Here is an 18115-nt window from a genome sequence, read left to right on the forward strand (position 1 = left end):
ACAGATTGAGCACCCAAACGTTAGCCACTTGTGTTTAAGAAATGCGGCCCCAAAGGTGAGGCGGGGAGCTGATAGGTATCAGGGTACTTAACATCAACAAAATACAACCCATGCGGAGGAGCCGTTACCCCGCCTTCCCGACGATCACGCGCATCCAGTATATCTTTCGCCCAATGTGTGGGTTTTTCTTTAGCACCAATAGCAATCAGGACACCCGCTATATTTCGAATCATATGCTGCAAAAAAGCGTTAGCAACCACATCAATCACGATCATCTGCCCTGAGGCATACACATTCAAGGATTTAACGTGACGTATAGGGCTTTTAGCTTGGCAGTTAACAGACCGGTAAGAAGTAAAATCATGTTCTCCTACCAAATGCTCACCTCCTTTACGCATTAGCTCTATATCTAACGTTTTATGCGTCCAAGTAACACCTTTATTCAAAATCGCAGGTCGTACAGGCTGACTCAAAATTAAGTAGCGATAACGACGTTCTAATGCACTGAAGCGCGCGTGGAAAGAGTCATCGACGTCGACTACCCAATGGACCGCTATATCATTAGGTAAATGCGTGTTAGCCCCCATGACCCAAGCCCGCTGCGGGCGGGATACAAGACTATCAAAGTGGATAACCTGATATGTCCCATTTACCCCGGCATCTGTACGACCAGCACAAACCACTGAAACAGGGTGATTTGCAATTTTAGAAAGTGCTTCTTCCACGTATTGTTGCACAGTGGGCACATTGCCTGCCTTTTGTCGCTGCCACCCCTTGTAGGCACTGCCTGCATATTCTACGCATGCAGCATAACGATAAGGGGCGATCGAAATCGCCCCTTGGTTGTCTATTGATGGAAGTTTTCGCTCCGTCAAGCCAACCCCTCCAATAGACCCCGCGCCTCTGATACTTGCGCCTCATTACCCTCTTCAGCTATTTCATCCAAGATATCCTTAGCACCTTCAACATCACCCATATCTATATAGGCACGCGCTAAATCTAGCTTGGTTTCAACTTCATCTGCCCCGTCTAACAACCCTAAGGCATCAAATGGATCTTCATCTATCTCTTCTTCCGCCGAGGAGGTCTCTTCAAGAGCGATATCGTTATCAGTACTATTAAGAAGCGCATCTAACTCATCATCCAACTCTGCATCAAGATCATGCTCAATATTGGACGTTAGCTCTTGTGTTACCTCTGTATCTGAAGGCGTTTTGGGTAGCTCATCATCGAGCTCCAAGCCTGCTAAATCGACGTCTGCTTCAATCTCTGCAGCATCATCAATTTCTAGATCCAAAAGCTCATCCAGCGAAGCTTCTGAGCTTTCCTGCTCTGCGTCAACCAAACCTAGATCGGCATCAGCATCATCCAAGCTCAACTCTTCTTCACTCAACAAAGAGTCCAAATCCAAGTCGTCTAGATCATCACTCAGCGACTCCAGAGTTTCATTAGGGACTTCAACGGCTTCTGAGTGGTCATTTGAATCAGCGGATAGATTTTCAAGGTCGTCTTCACCATCAAGCATACTATCAAGATCTGCCATGAGATCTTCTTCATCAATAGTAGCTTCTTCTGCCTCGGCGACCACCTCACTTTCAACACTGTCCTCATCCAATAACGCATCTAGATCAGCCAGCGTCGTTTCATCATCCGATGCGTTATCACTTGCCGAGTCAGTTGACGCTTGCGCTGGTTTGTCACCAGACACACCCTCAGACTCATCATCAAGAGCAAAGTCCAAGCCCTCTAATTCGGCCTCAAGCTTACTCATTTCATCTTCTAGGTTATTACCTGATAGATCATCAAGGTCAAAGTCTAGGTCTTGCGATGCCTCTTCAGATTCTGTCGACTCAAATGGCGTATCCGCCAGCTGTGTCAAGCCTAGGGACTCAAGCGTTTCTTCGGCACTATCTTCATCATCGTCGATGGAGTCGACCATGCCCATACCAGAGCGCTCATTGCGCTGGCGAGAAGCTTCTTGTTCAACTTCATCGTCCAAATCAAGCGAGATCAGCTCATCCAAGGCAGTATCGTCTGCAATGTCCAGCCCTTCGTCATCTAGATCCTCAGCGAGCATAGCATCTAGACTCTCATCTAACGGATCAAGCTCCGGCTCGGCAGGAGCAACGGCAGCATCTACGGCCGTGTCAGTTGGCTCATCAGGCAGCGACAAGTCCAGCTCTTCTAAGTCGTCATCTAAACCAAGGTCAAATTCGTCATCATCAACCTCTTCAGAGACATCTTCACCTAAAATTGCGTCTAGCTCATCGAGATTAGCCTCGTCATCCTCTAGCGCTGTTTCAAGGGATTCATCTTCTAAGCTGTCCTCTGATAGAGCATCGAGATCATTTTCGAATGACTCATCGAGATTAAGATCCATATCCAGATCTAAATCTTCCAAGTCATCAAGATCATCCAAAGACTCTAGCTCGTCTAGGCTGTTAATATCATCTAAGTCAATCGACTCTGACTCTTCCTCAGCTTCTGGTATTTCAGCTGTTTCGTCGGCACTCTCTTCCAGTGCAGCGGCGAGTTCGTCATCACTGATTTCTTCTTGAGGTTCTAAATCGACAGGAGCAATAAGTGCCTCATCCACCTCATCATCTGCTGACTGACGTTTACGACGAAGCAACAACCAAAGACCGGCTAAAATGGCGATAGCACCACCACCCAAGCCTGCCAAATAAGCCGGCGTACCTAAGATTTTATCCAGTATGCTTTCACTGCTTGCATTAGCTTGTGCTGTTTCTGCTGCTTCTTTTTCTCTTAATAACGCCTCTAGCTCTGCAAAGCCGTCATTTTTTAATTCAAGTAAGCGCTGTAAGGAATCAAGCTGCTGTTGAATAGCATCCAACTTATTGTTCAAGTCGGAGTTATCTCGCTCCAACCTGTCGATAGACTCGAGTGAAACAGCAAGCTTTTCTTCAAGCTCTTCATTCTTCGCTTCAAGCTCTTGAGCTTTCTTTTCAGCATCCGTTTCTGCACTAGGGTTCTGAGAGTTCTGCGCCGCATCATCCTTGCTGGCATCCGTCGGGGTAATTACTTTTAACTGCCCTTCTGGAGCTGCTTCAACGTCCTTGGAATCAGCGGCTTCACTCTTTAGACTGGGTTTACTTCCGTCAATTGGCGCCGGCGCCGAAGGCTTACCTCTATTTTTCCAAGCAGCCGTTTGTCGCCTCACTTCGGCGGCGGCTTCTTTTGAAGTGATTGCTCGCGCTTCTGCTTCGGTCGGTAGCTGGAGCACTAAGCCCGCTTTTAAATTGTTTATGTTGTTATCTGGAAATGCTTCGGGGTTCTTCTTAAACAAAGCGACCATCATTTGATAAGAAGATATATCCGGCGCCGCCCGGTGCTCGATAGCTAAGCCCCAAAGCGTATCCTTGGAATCCACATAGGTTTCTGTTTTAGGATTGGCGCGAGTTTGGATATTGCTAGCCCTAGCCGCAGCAGGCTGAGACCTAGCGGCTGGCTGCACAGGTGATTGACGCTTAGGCTGCGGCTGAACAGCAGGTACGACCGGCTGACGCGAAGGAACTGCTGCAGGAATAACAGGACGCTGAGTGGGCGACGGATCAAAAACTGGCGGATCCAAAAGCACTGTATACTCACGCACTAACCGACCGCTAGGCCAATTAACTTCGACCAAAAAGTTTAGGAAAGGCTCCTTGACAGGCTCGCGTGATGTTAGCTCAATCACACCCGTTCCATTAGGATTAACCTTAACCTGAAAGCGCACACCATTTAATGCTCTTTGCTGGCTAATGCCCGCCAATGCAAACTCATCCTGCCCTGCCATACGAGGGCGGATCTGCAATGGGTTGAGATCCCTAATTTGGCTGAGCTGAATTTCAGCATTTAAGGGTTCATTTAGGGCCGATTTGATACGAATATCACCTAGCCCCAAAGCGTTTGCCTGTGACGATGCGATTGCACCCGCAACAGCCATACTTAGTGCAAGTTTGCGCAGCATTTCCATTTCCTTAAGTTACTTGCTGAATTTTTCTTGATATTCAGCAAGTTGCCGGTCAGATGTTTGATCAAAGTATTATTAAAAACTGCTAGCGGGTCAAGAAACCCGTGAAAACAGTTGTTTTTTTAAGGCTTTTATTAAACTCAGCTTAATTTATTGAAAAGATTCCTGATAAAGCTCAGCTATTTTTACCGCATTTACTGTTGAACCATAACGCAGGTTATCGGCCGTCATCCAAAAACTTATACCTGTATGATCGCCCAATGTTTCTTTCACACGACTAATAAAAACGGTATCCGTACCGACAGAGTCACTTACTGGGGTGGCAAGTTCGTTCTCGCCATTAACAAGCTCAAAGCCCTCCAGCTCATCAATCAACGCTGAAAACTCCGCAGACGATATGGCCGCCTCTGTATTTAATACAACAGACGCGCTATTTCCATGAAACACAGGCACCCGGACAAAACTAGGCGCAATAGACAACCCTGGGTTGTTCATTATAATTTTAGTTTCAAGCATTAACGCTATTTCAGCATTAGTGTAGCCATTGGCTTCTAAATCACCCACTATTGGCAGCACATTGAAAGCGATTTGTTCAGTATAGCAACGCTTTTCCAACTCGCGTGCATTAAGTAACTGCGCTGTTTGTTTCGCCAACTCATCAACACCGGATTTGCCTGATCCTGACACTGAATGCATCGCTGTAAAAGTAATATCATTCACCGGCGCTTTTGGAACCATCGCTTTTAATACAGGCATCAGCATAAGCGCATCAGGGGATGGATTAGTAATAATATGTTTTTGGCTACTCATAGCGATACGTTCATCATTAACACCCGCTATCACCATAGGCACTAATGGATCGTATCTAAACGCACCCGTACTATCGATCACCAAGGCACCGCTTTCTGCGGCTAGTGATGCATATTGCTCGGTAATGGCTTTAGACGCATTAAAGAATGCAACCTGCACCTTTGAAAAGTCAAAGCCTTCTAACGCCTGAACAACGTAGGACTTCCCCGCAAACGAGATCGACTCTCCTACCGAGTTACTGCTGGCGAACACGTAAAGCTCACCTATCTCAAAATCGCGTTCTTCTAGTACTGTTAAAAGATGCTCTCCCACCTGACCGGTGGCCCCAACAATTGCGATATTAAGCATGAAATTCCTATTAATAACGTTAAGTTCAAACAAAACAGCCCGAACGAGTGTCGGGCTGCAGGCATAACCAAAGAGCGGTTAAGCTTCTAACAAAATGCGCAACATACGGCGCAACGGCTCTGCCGCTCCCCATAAAAGCTGATCACCAACACTAAATGCATTCAGGTACTGAGGCCCTAAATTCATTTTACGCAAACGACCAACGGGTACAGACAGTGTACCGGTAACTTTAGCTGGCGTGAGCTCTCTCATAGTCACATCACGCTCATTTGGAATAACTTTAACCCAATCATTTGCCTCAGCCAGCATTGACTCAATTTCATCCATAGGGATGTCTTGTTTCAATTTGATAGTGAATGCTTGGCTATGACAACGCATGGCACCTATACGGACACAAGTTCCGTCAATAGGGATTGGTGAGCTAGAGCGACCCAAAATTTTGTTAGTTTCAGAGAAACCTTTCCACTCTTCTTTGCTTTGACCATTTTCCAAAGCAACATCAATCCACGGGATCAAGCTACCAGCCAAAGGCACACCGAAGTTATCGACCGGCATATCGTTGCTTCGAATGGTCTCCGCCACGCGGCGATCAACATCTAAAATGGCACTTGACGGGTCAAGCTGATCAGCCACTGACTGATGCACCATGCCCATCTGCGCAATCAGCTCACGCATGTGACGTGCACCACCGCCAGAAGCAGCTTGGTACGTCATGGAAGTTAACCACTCTACGTGACCCGCTTTAAACAGACCACCTAACCCCATTAGCATTAACGATACGGTACAGTTGCCTCCGATAAAGTTTTTAACTCCATTAGCTAAGCCCTTATCGATAACGTCCCGGTTCACGGGATCTAAAATGATCAGCGCCTCATCATCCATGCGCAATGAAGATGCAGCATCAATCCAATACCCTTTCCAGCCGGCTTCACGCAACTTGGGGAATACCGCTTTTGTGTAGTCACCACCTTGGCATGAAATAATGGCATCCATCTGTTTCAGCTCATCAATATCCGTTGCATCTTTCAACGTTGGAATTGATTTGCCAATATCAGGACCAGCCTGTCCAGCCTGTGAAGTGGTGAAGAAGACGGGCTCATCGATAAAATCGAAGTCACGCTCTTCTAGCATGCGTTGCATCAGCACAGAACCAACCATTCCGCGCCAACCGACAAAACCTACACGTTTCATTGGAATCCCCAATAATAAATTCTTAAATTAGCGACACAAAAAGGCCGATTCTGCAAAGAACCAACCTGAATGTGTCGACATAGTTATTGTACGATGATTAAGCGCTCAATGCAGCTACTACTGCATCGCCCATTTCAGAAGTACTGACTTGCTGCATTCCCTCTGACATTATATCGGCAGTACGTACATTCTGATCTAACACTCGGCTCACAGCCGCTTCTATACGGTCTGCCGTAGCACCGGCATTTAACGAATAACGCAACATCATTGCAGCCGATAAGATAGTCGCTAAAGGATTAGCCTTACCCTGACCAGCAATATCGGGTGCTGAACCGTGACACGGCTCGTACATGCCTTTACCGTTCTCATCTAATGATGCTGAGGGCAGCATACCAATAGAGCCGGTTAGCATCGCTGCTGCGTCCGACAGGATATCACCAAACATGTTCCCGGTAACCACAACATCAAATTGCTTAGGCGCGCGTACCAATTGCATCGCTGCATTATCAACATACATATGGCTAAGCTCTACATCCGGATAATCCTTAGCAAGCTCCTCCATAATTTCGCGCCACAAAACGGTCACTTCGAGTACATTCGCTTTATCAACTGAACACAAGCGCTTACCACGCTGGCGAGCTGCCTCAAAAGCCACACGACCAATTCGACGGATTTCGTTTTCATCATATACGTAGGTGTTATAACCCTCGCGAATACCGCCTTCTTTCTCACGAATACCGCGCGGCTTACCAAAGTAAATACCACCCGTTAATTCACGAACAATTAATATATCTAAACCAGCCACAATCTCAGGCTTTAACGATGACGCATGCGCCAACTGCGGGTAAAGAATAGCTGGACGCAAGTTACCAAACAGCTGCAAATTAGAACGAATACCCAACAAACCCTTTTCAGGACGGATTTGAAAGTCTGGAATCGTGTCCCACTTAGGGCCACCCACAGCCCCAAGTAGTATTGCATCTGCAGACTGAGCAGCCGCCAACGTGGCTGGCGGCAACGGCACACCATCAGCATCAATTGCTGCGCCACCTACTAACGCTTCAGAAAAAACCAACCCTAACTTATCTTGCTGATTAACTAACTCTAAAACGCGTTTAGCTTCAGTAACAATTTCTGGACCTATGCCGTCACCCGGCAGAATCAGTACACTCTTAGACATATATATTCCAAATCTCTTCAGTCAACTATTAATAAGGCTTGATCGCGTCAAACAACCAAGGCGTTTCTTGGCGACGACGAGCCTCATAAGCCTTTATATCGTCTGCGTTTTGCAATGTAAGGCCGATATCGTCCAGACCGTTTAGCAAGCAATGCTTACGAAAACCATCGACATCAAAAGTCATTTCTGTGCCAGAAGGAGTAACCACCACTTGCTTTTCCAAGTCGATAGATAATTGATAGCCTTCTTGGGACTCGACTTCATTAAACAACTGATCGACTTGCTCTTCGTCTAAAACGATTGGCAATAGACCATTTTTAAAGCAGTTGTTATAAAAAATATCCGCAAAACTAGGCGCTATAACACAACGAATCCCAAAATCTTCTAACGCCCAAGGTGCATGCTCACGACTAGAACCACAACCAAAGTTCTCACGAGCTAGCAGAACAGATGTACCTTGATAGCGAGGTAGGTTAAGGACAAACTCTTTATTTAAGGGACGGCCTGAACAATCTTGGTCTGGCTGCCCTTCATCCAAATAGCGCAACTCATCAAACAGGTTAGGACCAAAACCTGAACGCTTAATAGATTTCAAAAACTGCTTGGGAATGATCATATCTGTATCAACATTGGCGCGATCTAATGGCGCAGCGATACCGGTATGCACTGTAAACTTTTTCATTTTATATCTCCGCTACTTAGGCGCCCATTAACTCACGAACATCAACAAAATGGCCCGTGACTGCTGCTGCCGCCGCCATAGCTGGGCTAACTAAATGTGTACGACCACCAAAGCCCTGACGCCCTTCGAAGTTTCGGTTACTAGTCGAAGCGCAATGCTCGCCATTGCCTAACTTATCCGGATTCATAGCCAAGCACATTGAGCAACCGGGTTCACGCCACTCCAGCCCCGCTTCAATGAATATTTTATCCAAACCTTCCTGTTCGGCTTGCTGCTTAACCAGCCCTGAGCCAGGTACAACCAACGCCTGTTTAATAGTGCCAGCTACCTTGCGCCCTTTTACCACCTCTGCTGCAGCGCGAAGGTCTTCAATACGCGAATTTGTGCAAGAGCCAATGAAGACGCGATCCAACTGAATATCAGTAATTTTCTGATCTGCCGCCAGACCCATGTAGGTTAAAGCGCGACGAATACCATCTGCTTTAACTTCATCAGCTTCGTTTAATGGGTTAGGCACTGTAGCCTTAACGTCGACAACCATCTCTGGCGACGTTCCCCATGTGACCTGAGGAATGATATCTTCAGCTTTGATAACGACAACTTTATCAAAGACAGCATCATCATCCGAAACTAAGGTCTTCCAGTAAGCACACGCTGCATCCCATTGCTCACCCTTAGGAGAGAATGGGCGGTCTTTAAAGTAATCGATGGTCTTCTGATCAACAGACACCATACCAACGCGAGCACCGGCTTCGATAGCCATATTACAAATGGTCATGCGGCCTTCCATAGAAATACTATGGATAGCATCTCCACCAAATTCGATAGCGCACCCGTTACCGCCAGCTGTCCCTATAACACCTATAATATGCAAGATAACGTCTTTAGCTGTAACACCAAAACCTAACTCACCATCAACACGCACCAGCATATTTTTCATTTTCTTAGCGATCAGGCACTGCGTTGCTAATACATGCTCAACTTCAGAGGTACCAATACCATGGGCCAAGGCACCAAAAGCGCCATGAGTCGACGTATGTGAATCACCGCAAACCACAGTTGTACCAGGCAAGGTCATACCCTGCTCCGGCCCTATGACATGCACGATACCTTGTCGAGTATCGTTCATTTTGAATTCAAAAATACCAAAATCATCACAGTTAGCATCCAGCGTCTTAACTTGAATACGCGACACTGAATCAACTATCTCATCAACACCGCCTGCCCGCGGAGTGGTCGGCACATTATGGTCAGGTGTTGCCAAGTTAGCATCGATACGCCAAGGCTTACGATTAGCCAAGCGCAACCCTTCAAACGCCTGAGGTGATGTCACTTCGTGTAAAATATGGCGATCAATATATATAAGCGCACTACCATCATCGTTTTGACGAACTAAATGCTGATCCCACAATTTGTCATATAAGGTCTTGCCAGCCATAGGAATACTCCCCAATTAGGCATTATTGTTCTCGTTAAGCAGCCGCTCGAAAGCCACCCAAATTATATGGTTATGCTATAGAAGCCCGCCAAATAACACAAATTCATTATTTTTATACAAACGATTCCTTAAAGGAATAACAGAGGATCAGCTTGCCCCTTTCGCCTGATTCCAGCGAATACATTCTTCTAGCGTCACACCTGACCCACCAAAGATATTAAGGGCACTTCCAATGGTTAAATCCACCTTTCCGGATGAAAGCTGATTAACCAACTTCAAGTCCGCTAAAGAACGAGCGCCACCAGCATAAGTAACAGGTATAGAGCACCAGTCACCCAACTTATCTACCAATTGCTCATCGATTCCCGCTTGCAACCCCTCAACGTCAGCAGCATGAATTAAAAACTCAGCACAATGTTTTTCTAGCTCAGCCAAGGTTGCGCCATCAATAATGGTGTCTGTTACTGTCTGCCAGCGGTTAGTCGCGATTTGCCAACCTTTGTTGGTTTGGCGACAACTCAAATCCAAAACCAAACGCTCGACACCTACTTCTTGCTTTATTTTATCAAGACGAGCCCATGAAAACTGACCATCCTCGAACAAGTAAGAAGTCACAATGACATGAGAGGCGCCTGCCTCAAGATAAGACGCAGCATTAGCATGGTTAACACCACCACCAAACTGCAAACCACCAGGCCATGCACCTAATGCCTTTAACACCTGCTCTTCATTACCCGGCCCCAGAGCAATAACATGTCCGCCCTGCAAGCCATGCTGATGATATAAGCCAGCATAATATTCGGCATCATGCTGGCTTATAAAGTTGGTTTGAGCACCTTGATCGCTCAAGCTACCTCCAACAATTTGCTTAACCTGGCCCTGGTGAAGATCGATACAAGGTCTGAAAAATGTCACAGCCACTCCTAACATCAGCGCTTAAAATTTATTTGATGGATTATAAACGTTCCGACCCATAATGCAGAATGAGTACGCGAATAAAATACACAAGATTTTAAGCCATCAAACAGCAGGGCAAAGTATATGAATGAATTAGAAAGATAAGAAAGATAACATTTCAGAGAAGCCTTACGAGCGCAAGACTCTTATGTTTAGAAATTGGTGCCCGGAGCCGGAATCGAACCGGCACGACCGTTAAGTCGCAAGATTTTAAGTCTTGTGTGTCTACCAATTTCACCATCCGGGCAAAATTTCTTTTCCAGCTTAAGCAGAGCTTAAACATGGAGGCGCGGGTCGGAATCGAACCGGCGTACACGGAGTTGCAGTCCGCTGCATGACCACTCTGCCACCGCGCCTTACGTTTTGATTGGAGCGGGAAACGAGATTCGAACTCGCGACCCCGACCTTGGCAAGGTCGTGCTCTACCAACTGAGCTATTCCCGCATCACTCAAAACGTGGGGCGTATTATAGAGAGATCTGAGACGGTGTCAACACGCTTTTACAATAAATTTTTACTTAAAGATTAAATACTTACATTTCACTCGTGAGAACAGGCCATGCGGCCTTCAAATAAATGATCATAGACCATAAAGTCAAAATAGCAGCACCATACATCGCCACGATACCAACCCAGGACAAAGCGGAAAATGGCGTAAACGAAACCAACAACAATATTGAAATCATCTGAAGGGCCGTTTTTATTTTACCTATGTAAGATACAGCCACATTAGCCCGCTTACCTACTTCAGCCATCCATTCACGCAATGCTGATATCACTATTTCCCGCCCAATTATAATGATGGCCGGAACAGTCATCCATAACGCCGAAAAAGTTTGCGTTAGCACGACCAGCGCCGCAGCAACAATCAACTTGTCCGCAACTGGATCTAGAAAAGCACCTAACGCTGAGGTCTGATTCCAACGACGCGCCAAATAACCATCAAACCAATCCGTAATCGCAGCCAAAGCAAAAATCACCCCTGCTGAAAAATGCGCGTACGGAACTGGCAAATAATAAATAAGAATAAATACCGGGATCAAAACAATCCGCAGCAAGGTTAATAGATTGGGTATATTCATGGATAACAGCACCTGTCCTGACAGTTCCCTGTCAATCTTCTGGATGTAACGCTCCATAGATCTCCTCTGCGAGCGCGCTGCTTATGGTAGAGACTTTGGCAATTTCTGCAACACTCGCTCGCTCAATTGCTTGAATACCACCAAAATGCTTCAGCAACTCTCGTCTTCTTTTAGGCCCTACACCGGGAATCCCTTCTAAACGTGATTGGTTCCTGGCTTTTCCGCGCCTTGCCCGATGGCCTGTAATAGCAAATCTATGCGCTTCATCACGTATATGCTGAACAAGATGAAGAGCAGATGAATCCGACGCCAATGTAACCTCTTGACCAGTTTCAGCAACAATTAGCGTCTCAAAACCCGCCTTGCGGGTCGTCCCTTTCGCAACGCCTATAATCTGCACTTCATTAATCTGCAACTCACGTAAAACATCCACTGCTTGCGTGACCTGACCTTTACCGCCATCGATAAACAGTATGTCAGGCAAAGCTCCCTCACCTTTTTTAATGCGAGTGTAACGCCTAGTTAGCGCTTGATGCATAGCGGCATAATCATCTCCGCCAGTTATACCTTCGATATTAAAGTGACGGTAGTCTTTCTTCAATGGTCCGTTATGATCAAACACAACACAAGAGGCGACCGTTGCCTCACCTGAGCTGTGGGATATATCGAAACATTCAAGGCGTTTGGGAATAGCATCAAGGTTAAAAGCCTCTTGCAACTGAACAAATCGCTGATACATAGTTTGCTTACTGGCCAAATGACTAGACAGCTGCTGCTCAGCATTGGTCAATGCCAGCTTTTGCCAACCGGCTCTTTCACCTTTCACACGGTAATTGACGCTCACTTTTTTACCACGATGCTCCGTCAAGGCCTCTTCTAAACACGCTTTATCATCCAAGTCATGGCTACAAATAATGACATCTGGCAACTCTCGCGCACTGCCCAAGTACCACTGAGCTATAAAGGCTGATAACACTTGTTCAGGACTATCCTCTATAGAGACTTTGGGGTGAACCGCTTTACTGCCAACAATCCGCCCACCTCGCACATACAGAACATGCACACAAACACCCCCGGGCAATATAGCGCAGGCAATTACGTCAGCATCCCCCGCATCGCCAGCAACAAACTGCTGCTCTTGTATAAGCTGCAAACTGCTGATTTGATCACGATAGACAGCAGCTCTTTCAAAATCCAATGATGCAGCGGCCACTTCCATCTGATCCGCTAATTCCTTCATAATCACATGGCTTTTTCCCTGCAAAAACATGCTCGCATGCCGAACATCTTCTTGATAAGCCTCTTCCGTAATGGCCTTAACACAGGGTGCACTGCAACGGTCTATTTGATACTGCAAACAAGGTCTTGAGCGGTTTTTAAAAAACGTATCGTCACACTGACGAATTTTAAACAGCTTTTGCAAGATCCCCAATGTATCGTTAATCGCCGCGCGGCTTGGAAAGGGCCCAAAGTAGCTTCCTTTTTTACGTTTAGCTCCACGATGAAAACTTAGCAACGGATAAGTATCTTTATCAGAAACAAAAATATAGGGATAACTTTTGTCGTCCCTCAACAAAATATTGTAGGGAGGCCGGTACTCCTTAATCAAATTTTGTTCTAGCAACAGCGCTTCAGTTTCACTGTTAGTGACTGTTACATCTATCGTGCGTATGTGGCTGACCAGCGCTTGCGTCTTAACTGTCAGCCCTGTTGCTCGAAAATAACTAGATACTCGCTTTTTTAGATTCTTCGCTTTACCAATATATAGCAGCTCACCGGCAGCATCTCGCATTTGGTAAACACCAGGCCGCTGTGTTAAGCGAGCGAGAAATGCCTGACTATCAAAGCCATCTAATGTGGTGTCGTTGTTATTACGTGACTGTGCCATTAGCTCTCTGTTTTTACTTCGTGTAATGCTTTATTAGCCTGCATATGAATATGCGTTGCCTTTTGATGTATAGCTTCTAGACGCTTTCGTGTTTCATCATTAATACCGGCACCACGAGATAGCGACACCTCAAGATAAACGCTAATTTCTGCAAAATAATACAAGCGAGCATTAAATGATTTAGCGCGCTTTAGTTTTGCCATGGAGGTTTGAGCGCCGTTCATCAATATTGTATTGATGTTAGTGTCAGAAAGAACCGGAAAACGGTGTAGCTCTCGCTGATCCAGTTCTGGCTCACCCTTAGTAGAGATATCGATCATATTCACGCCCTAGCTCAAAAATAGTCTGTAACGATATGATGTCATTATTAACACGCCATCGCTATAGTGAGGCACCACAGACAATAAGCTTACGCATTAAATATACCAACAGATGGACGTTTAATTGTGACCACAGACCGTCTAATAATTGATATTAAAAACGATATTGATTGGCTCAAGGCATCTCAGCCTCTCATGCGGCATAGCAACATCCATTTTTTTAACACACATCAGCCATTAACCCAAAACACCCAAAGCTTAGTCGCTTACGGTAAGCCACCTACCTTCAGGTTAGGGCATTTATTTGAGGAGGTTGTCGACCGCTTTATTAGCCTTACCTCTAAACTTGAGACGGTAGCGCGCAACATTCAAATACGTAACAGCAAAACCACATTAGGTGAGCTAGATTTTCTTTACAGAAATTGTATTGACGGGTCTATCACGCATTTAGAAGTCGCTGTTAAATTTTATTTGTTTTTCCCTGATGACACATGCCTCAACGAAGCATTACCAATACCGAGCCTAGCGAAATTTATCGGGCCAGGCAGTAAAGATAGACTCGATAAAAAATGGTCGCGCCTTACCAGCCATCAGCTGCAGCTCACTGCAAACCCAGTAACTCAAGCCGCACTAACAGCCCTAGACTTACCTTTACCTCATAAAAGTGAGCTTCTATTAACCGGTATTCTATTTTATCCGTATCAAGCCGATCGTTTTGATTTAATTAAACAACATGTAGGACTAGAAGAGGTCATCCACCCCAACCACCAGCATGGATGGTGGCTACCCAGAAAAGAAATCGACCAAATTAAAACTCAAGCACTGAACGAACATTGGCAATTTTTATTATTACCCAAACACCACTGGATAGCGGGAGCGTCGCACTATGATGCGCAAGAAATAGAGAATAAAAGCTTAAGTTTTACTGCATTGAAAGCAATGCTAGATAAGCGTCATATCGCACTACCTATTATGATTGCCTGTATACAAAAACATAAAGATGGCTTTAAAGCCGTCGCAAGGGGATTTATTGTAGAAGATAACTGGCCGCACACACCCTCTGGTAGCAACAAACAGACAGATCAAAATAGCAAAAACCTATCAACATGACACGCCATACTCTTCAAGGCTTAGTTTAAGCGCTTATAGCATAACTTGCCTTGTTGATAAGTTGGGGGGGGCTTGTGCGGCAACTAATCGGCTAGGAGTTACTTTCCAGCAGACTGGGCAGCTTCAGCTTTTTCAGCATCAGCAGCGATGTTTTTCTTTAAAAAACGCACCCCCACTACCACTAGCGCAATACATACAACAACAATAGCTACACTGGGAACAAACGACATCATACTGTATTTATCGAAGCCTAACATAAACATATACCTTTATTTATTGTCACAAGAATACAGCAATTATAGTCATTTATTGATCTAGCTCAAATCGCTTTAGTAGGCTTGACGTGTCCATCCGACCCCCACCCAAAGTCTGAACTTCAGCATAATAGCTATCGACAAGCTTTGTCACGGGTAGTTGCGCACCGTTTCTAGACGCTTCATTCAACGCAATGCCTAGGTCTTTACGCATCCAGTCAACCGCAAAGCCAAAGTCATACTCACCAGCCAACATTGTTTTGTGACGGTTAGCCATTTGCCATGAGCCAGCGGCGCCGTGCTGAATTAACTCAAAGACTTGGTGAGCATCTAAACCGGCTTTTTGAGCAAACTGAACGCCCTCTGCCAACCCCTGCAAAAGACCAGCAATACAAATTTGATTAACCATTTTAGCGAGCTGACCACTACCAACTGGGCCTAATAATTTAATCGATTTACCATAGGCTTCCATCACAGGTCTAGCAATAGCAAATGCCTCGTCAGAGCCTCCCACCATTACACTTAAAACACCATTCTCTGCTCCAGCCTGACCACCGGAAACGGGGGCATCTAAAAATTGAACGTTAACTTCAGCCGCTTTTTCACTGATTTCTCGCGCCGCTTCTGCTGATGCGGTTGTATGATCAACCAATATAGCCCCAGGCATTAAAGACTTCAGCACACCATCGCTGCCTGACGTCACTTCACGTAAGTCATCGTCATTACCGACACATACAAAAACAATGCTCGCCTCTCTAGCGGCCTCTTTTGGCGTTAAGGCCAGCTGGCCAGAGAACTCAGCCACCCAACTCTGCGCTTTTGATTGCGTGCGATTATATACAGTGACATCGTGCCCGGCGGCAGCTAAGTGCCCCGCCATAGGGTATCCCATTGTGCCTAAACCAATAAAAGCGACTTTCATATTATTAATCCTTATTTGTTTATTAACCGTATACTCATTTTATTTGCATTAAAATGCAGCTAATAGTTTGTACCTTTGTCATTTACCATGGAGCTTGTATGCGCCCTACGTTACAAAAAGCATTGTTAATGCGCTATTTTTTACCCAGCCTAATCATTTTGCTTAATGTATTAAATACTGCCAAAGCAGATGACAGTATGATGTTTAGCGAACTTGCTTTTCCAGACACAAATGGCACAACAATCAACATGACAGATTTCAAAGGCAAGATTGTACTGTTAAATTTTTGGGCGACCTGGTGCCCTCCTTGCGTTAAAGAAATGCCCTCTATGCAACGCTTGAAAAATCACTTTGCCGACCAACCATTTGAGATTGTCGCGATCTCTGCTGGGGAAGAAAGCGAAGCAGTTACTGAGTTTTTACCTCGCTTGAACACCGATTTTACCTTTCCTATTTTAGTTGATGCCAAAGGTATATCATTTATGGCACTCGGCATTAAAGGACTCCCTATGAGCTTCCTATTAAACAAAGACGGTAAAAGCATTTTAACTATTATGGGTGGTCGAGAGTGGGATGACGAAACACAAATCAAGCTCATTGAAAATGCCCTGGCTGGTAAGCCATTACAGTAACTGAGTACCAGCTTGTCCAACTATGCAGACACAAAAAAGCCGACGATTAGTCGGCTTTTTTATATGTGAATGGTAAGCGAATTAACTAGCCTGCAAGTACACCTGCTCTGCAGCCTTAAGCGCTTTGCCTGCTTGTACAGAAGCTCCCATTCCCAGCAACGTACTTTCCAGCGCAGAAAGACATAAGGTTACATTGCGGCGATTAGCTGAACTACCCATCAAGCCAATACGCCATACCTTACCAGCTAAATCTCCCAAACCGGCTCCAATCTCAAGGCCGTACTCGCTTAACAAAGTCGAGCGAACCTTAGCATCATCTACTCCTTCAGGAATAATGACTGAATTTAGCTGAGGCAGTCGATTAGCTTCATCAACCAAAAAACCGATGCCCATTGCTTCTAAGCCAGCTTTTAAAGCTTGATGATGAAACGCGTGACGCTGCCAAGACTCCTCTACGCCCTCTTCGTGTAAAATAACCAACGACTCATGCAGCGCATACAAAGCATTAACAGGAGCAGTATGGTGATAAGCTCGCTTACCTTCTCCTCCCCAATACCCCATGACCAAATTGGTATCTAAAAACCAACTCTGAACACTTGCCGTGCGGTTTTTAACCTTATCTACCGCCTTGGCACTCAAACTAATGGGTGAAATCCCCGGCGCGCACGAGAGACATTTTTGCGTTCCTGAATAAATCGCATCAATCCCCCATTCATCAACCCGCAACTCTGTTCCCCCTAGGGATGTAACCGCATCAACAATAGTCAGTGCCCCTCTCTCTTGCGCTAAAGCACAAAGAGCTTTGGCATCAGAGCTAACACCGGTTGAAGTCTCTGCATGAACAAAAGCCAAAATAGCGGCATCCGGATGCGCATCAAAAGCAGCAGCTACTTTATCCAAGCTCACCGCAGAACCCCATGCATCCATCACCATAACCGCTTCGCCGCCCGCACGCTCTACATTCTCCTTCATGCGGCCGCCAAAAACACCGTTCTGGCACACTATAACTTTATCACCCGGCTCAACCAAGTTGACAAAACAAGCTTCCATGCCTGCTGAACCTGGTGCAGATACAGGCATTGTTAGCTCATTTTCTGTTTTAAAGGCTTTTTTTAATAGCTCTTTAATTTCATCCATCATCCGGACAAACTCAGGATCTAAATGACCAATAGTAGGCCGAGCCATAGCTTCCAAAACACGCGGGCTCACATCTGATGGGCCAGGCCCCATTAGAGTTCTAATCGGAGGATGAAACGATGTAATCATGGTAGTTGCTCTCTTTAGATCGGAAAATCTCAAATCGGATAAAATCAAACGCTTAATCATAAA

At 45.6% G+C, this 18115-nt stretch carries 16 protein-coding genes and 3 tRNA genes; 2 read left to right on the forward strand and 17 right to left on the reverse strand.

All coding sequences use genetic code 11. From position 1 onward, the window contains the following. Window positions 1-20: 20 nt before the first annotated feature. The 14 genes from truA to BS617_RS08200 form a co-directional block, all read right to left on the reverse strand. Window positions 21-875 carry a tRNA pseudouridine(38-40) synthase TruA gene (gene truA / locus BS617_RS08135; protein WP_249263584.1) on the reverse strand — a complete coding sequence of 285 codons (855 nt, stop codon included), beginning with the start codon at window positions 873-875 and terminating at the stop codon, window positions 21-23. Further along, window positions 872-3970 carry a FimV/HubP family polar landmark protein gene (locus tag BS617_RS08140; protein WP_075172341.1) on the reverse strand — a complete coding sequence of 1033 codons (3099 nt, stop codon included), beginning with the start codon at window positions 3968-3970 and terminating at the stop codon, window positions 872-874. Before BS617_RS08140 ends, truA begins: the two co-directional genes overlap by 4 nt. Window positions 3971-4123: 153 nt before the next feature. Continuing rightward, entirely contained in the window at window positions 4124-5131 is a 1008-nt protein-coding gene (locus BS617_RS08145; RefSeq protein WP_075172342.1) for an aspartate-semialdehyde dehydrogenase, read from the reverse strand. Window positions 5132-5209: 78 nt separating this feature from the next. After that, complete coding sequence (gene asd / locus BS617_RS08150) at window positions 5210-6322, reverse strand: aspartate-semialdehyde dehydrogenase (RefSeq protein ID WP_075172343.1); 1113 nt, start codon at window positions 6320-6322, stop codon at window positions 5210-5212. A gap of 97 nt (window positions 6323-6419) precedes the next feature. Then, window positions 6420-7502, reverse strand: a complete 1083-nt coding sequence (gene leuB / locus BS617_RS08155) for a 3-isopropylmalate dehydrogenase (RefSeq protein WP_075172344.1) — start codon at window positions 7500-7502, stop codon at window positions 6420-6422. Between the two features lie 28 nt (window positions 7503-7530). Then, window positions 7531-8184: a 3-isopropylmalate dehydratase small subunit gene (gene leuD / locus BS617_RS08160; protein ID WP_075172345.1), complete on the reverse strand. Its 654-nt coding sequence runs from the start codon at window positions 8182-8184 to the stop codon at window positions 7531-7533. 16 nt (window positions 8185-8200) lie between these two features. Continuing rightward, complete coding sequence (gene leuC / locus BS617_RS08165; RefSeq protein WP_075172346.1) at window positions 8201-9622, reverse strand: 3-isopropylmalate dehydratase large subunit; 1422 nt, start codon at window positions 9620-9622, stop codon at window positions 8201-8203. A 147-nt stretch (window positions 9623-9769) separates the two neighbouring features. Beyond that, the gene (gene hisA / locus BS617_RS08170; protein WP_075172347.1) at window positions 9770-10537 is read right to left on the reverse strand and encodes a phosphoribosylformimino-5-aminoimidazole carboxamide ribotide isomerase; all 768 of its coding nucleotides are present in this window, start codon (window positions 10535-10537) and stop codon (window positions 9770-9772) included. A 202-nt stretch (window positions 10538-10739) separates the two neighbouring features. Beyond that, window positions 10740-10826: transfer RNA gene (locus tag BS617_RS08175), tRNA-Leu, on the reverse strand. 35 nt (window positions 10827-10861) lie between these two features. Continuing rightward, window positions 10862-10935: transfer RNA gene (locus tag BS617_RS08180), tRNA-Cys, on the reverse strand. 12 nt (window positions 10936-10947) lie between these two features. Further along, window positions 10948-11023 (reverse strand) — tRNA-Gly (locus BS617_RS08185). Between the two features lie 88 nt (window positions 11024-11111). After that, complete coding sequence (gene pgsA / locus BS617_RS08190) at window positions 11112-11660, reverse strand: CDP-diacylglycerol--glycerol-3-phosphate 3-phosphatidyltransferase (RefSeq protein WP_075173494.1); 549 nt, start codon at window positions 11658-11660, stop codon at window positions 11112-11114. 31 nt (window positions 11661-11691) lie between these two features. After that, window positions 11692-13548 (reverse strand): excinuclease ABC subunit UvrC, encoded by a 1857-nt coding sequence (gene uvrC, locus BS617_RS08195; RefSeq protein WP_075172348.1) that lies wholly within the window; start codon window positions 13546-13548, stop codon window positions 11692-11694. Beyond that, the gene (locus tag BS617_RS08200) at window positions 13548-13868 is read right to left on the reverse strand and encodes an excinuclease ABC subunit C (protein WP_075172349.1); all 321 of its coding nucleotides are present in this window, start codon (window positions 13866-13868) and stop codon (window positions 13548-13550) included. Before BS617_RS08200 ends, uvrC begins: the two co-directional genes overlap by 1 nt. Before the next feature lie 126 nt (window positions 13869-13994). On the opposite strand from BS617_RS08200, the gene BS617_RS08205 reads away from it, so the two are divergent. Then, window positions 13995-14978: a DUF1853 family protein gene (locus BS617_RS08205; protein WP_075172350.1), complete on the forward strand. Its 984-nt coding sequence runs from the start codon at window positions 13995-13997 to the stop codon at window positions 14976-14978. Window positions 14979-15076: 98 nt separating this feature from the next. Here BS617_RS08205 and BS617_RS18255 read toward each other — a convergent pair whose 3' ends face one another. After that, a complete protein-coding gene (locus tag BS617_RS18255) occupies window positions 15077-15235 on the reverse strand; it encodes a hypothetical protein (protein WP_170870334.1) in 159 nt (52 codons plus the stop codon). 49 nt (window positions 15236-15284) lie between these two features. Further along, a complete protein-coding gene (locus tag BS617_RS08210) occupies window positions 15285-16163 on the reverse strand; it encodes an NAD(P)-dependent oxidoreductase (protein ID WP_283159789.1) in 879 nt (292 codons plus the stop codon). Window positions 16164-16282: 119 nt separating this feature from the next. On the opposite strand from BS617_RS08210, the gene BS617_RS08215 reads away from it, so the two are divergent. Next, entirely contained in the window at window positions 16283-16786 is a 504-nt protein-coding gene (locus BS617_RS08215; RefSeq protein ID WP_075173495.1) for a TlpA disulfide reductase family protein, read from the forward strand. 81 nt (window positions 16787-16867) lie between these two features. Here the strand turns inward: BS617_RS08215 and BS617_RS08220 are convergent, their stop codons facing one another. Then, the gene (locus tag BS617_RS08220; protein ID WP_075172352.1) at window positions 16868-18052 is read right to left on the reverse strand and encodes a pyridoxal-phosphate-dependent aminotransferase family protein; all 1185 of its coding nucleotides are present in this window, start codon (window positions 18050-18052) and stop codon (window positions 16868-16870) included. Between the last annotated feature and the right edge of the window lie 63 nt (window positions 18053-18115).

Origin of the sequence: Neptunomonas phycophila (assembly GCF_001922575.1) — a bacterium.
Lineage (GTDB): Bacteria > Pseudomonadota > Gammaproteobacteria > Pseudomonadales > Balneatricaceae > Neptunomonas > Neptunomonas phycophila.

What these genes read in the sequence shown, in the direction of transcription:
- BS617_RS08140 (WP_075172341.1), bottom strand. Translation starts at nt 3,970, where the DNA reads ATGCTGCGCAAACTTGCACTAAGTATGGCTGTTGCGGGTGCAATCGCA.
- BS617_RS08145 (WP_075172342.1), bottom strand. Translation starts at nt 5,131, where the DNA reads ATGCTTAATATCGCAATTGTTGGGGCCACCGGTCAGGTGGGAGAGCAT.
- asd (WP_075172343.1), bottom strand. Translation starts at nt 6,322, where the DNA reads ATGAAACGTGTAGGTTTTGTCGGTTGGCGCGGAATGGTTGGTTCTGTG.
- leuB (WP_075172344.1), bottom strand. Translation starts at nt 7,502, where the DNA reads ATGTCTAAGAGTGTACTGATTCTGCCGGGTGACGGCATAGGTCCAGAA.
- leuD (WP_075172345.1), bottom strand. Translation starts at nt 8,184, where the DNA reads ATGAAAAAGTTTACAGTGCATACCGGTATCGCTGCGCCATTAGATCGC.
- leuC (WP_075172346.1), bottom strand. Translation starts at nt 9,622, where the DNA reads ATGGCTGGCAAGACCTTATATGACAAATTGTGGGATCAGCATTTAGTT.
- pgsA (WP_075173494.1), bottom strand. Translation starts at nt 11,660, where the DNA reads ATGAATATACCCAATCTATTAACCTTGCTGCGGATTGTTTTGATCCCG.
- uvrC (WP_075172348.1), bottom strand. Translation starts at nt 13,548, where the DNA reads ATGGCACAGTCACGTAATAACAACGACACCACATTAGATGGCTTTGAT.
- BS617_RS08200 (WP_075172349.1), bottom strand. Translation starts at nt 13,868, where the DNA reads ATGATCGATATCTCTACTAAGGGTGAGCCAGAACTGGATCAGCGAGAG.
- BS617_RS18255 (WP_170870334.1), bottom strand. Translation starts at nt 15,235, where the DNA reads ATGTTAGGCTTCGATAAATACAGTATGATGTCGTTTGTTCCCAGTGTA.
- BS617_RS08215 (WP_075173495.1), top strand. Translation starts at nt 16,283, where the DNA reads ATGCGCTATTTTTTACCCAGCCTAATCATTTTGCTTAATGTATTAAAT.
- BS617_RS08220 (WP_075172352.1), bottom strand. Translation starts at nt 18,052, where the DNA reads ATGATTACATCGTTTCATCCTCCGATTAGAACTCTAATGGGGCCTGGC.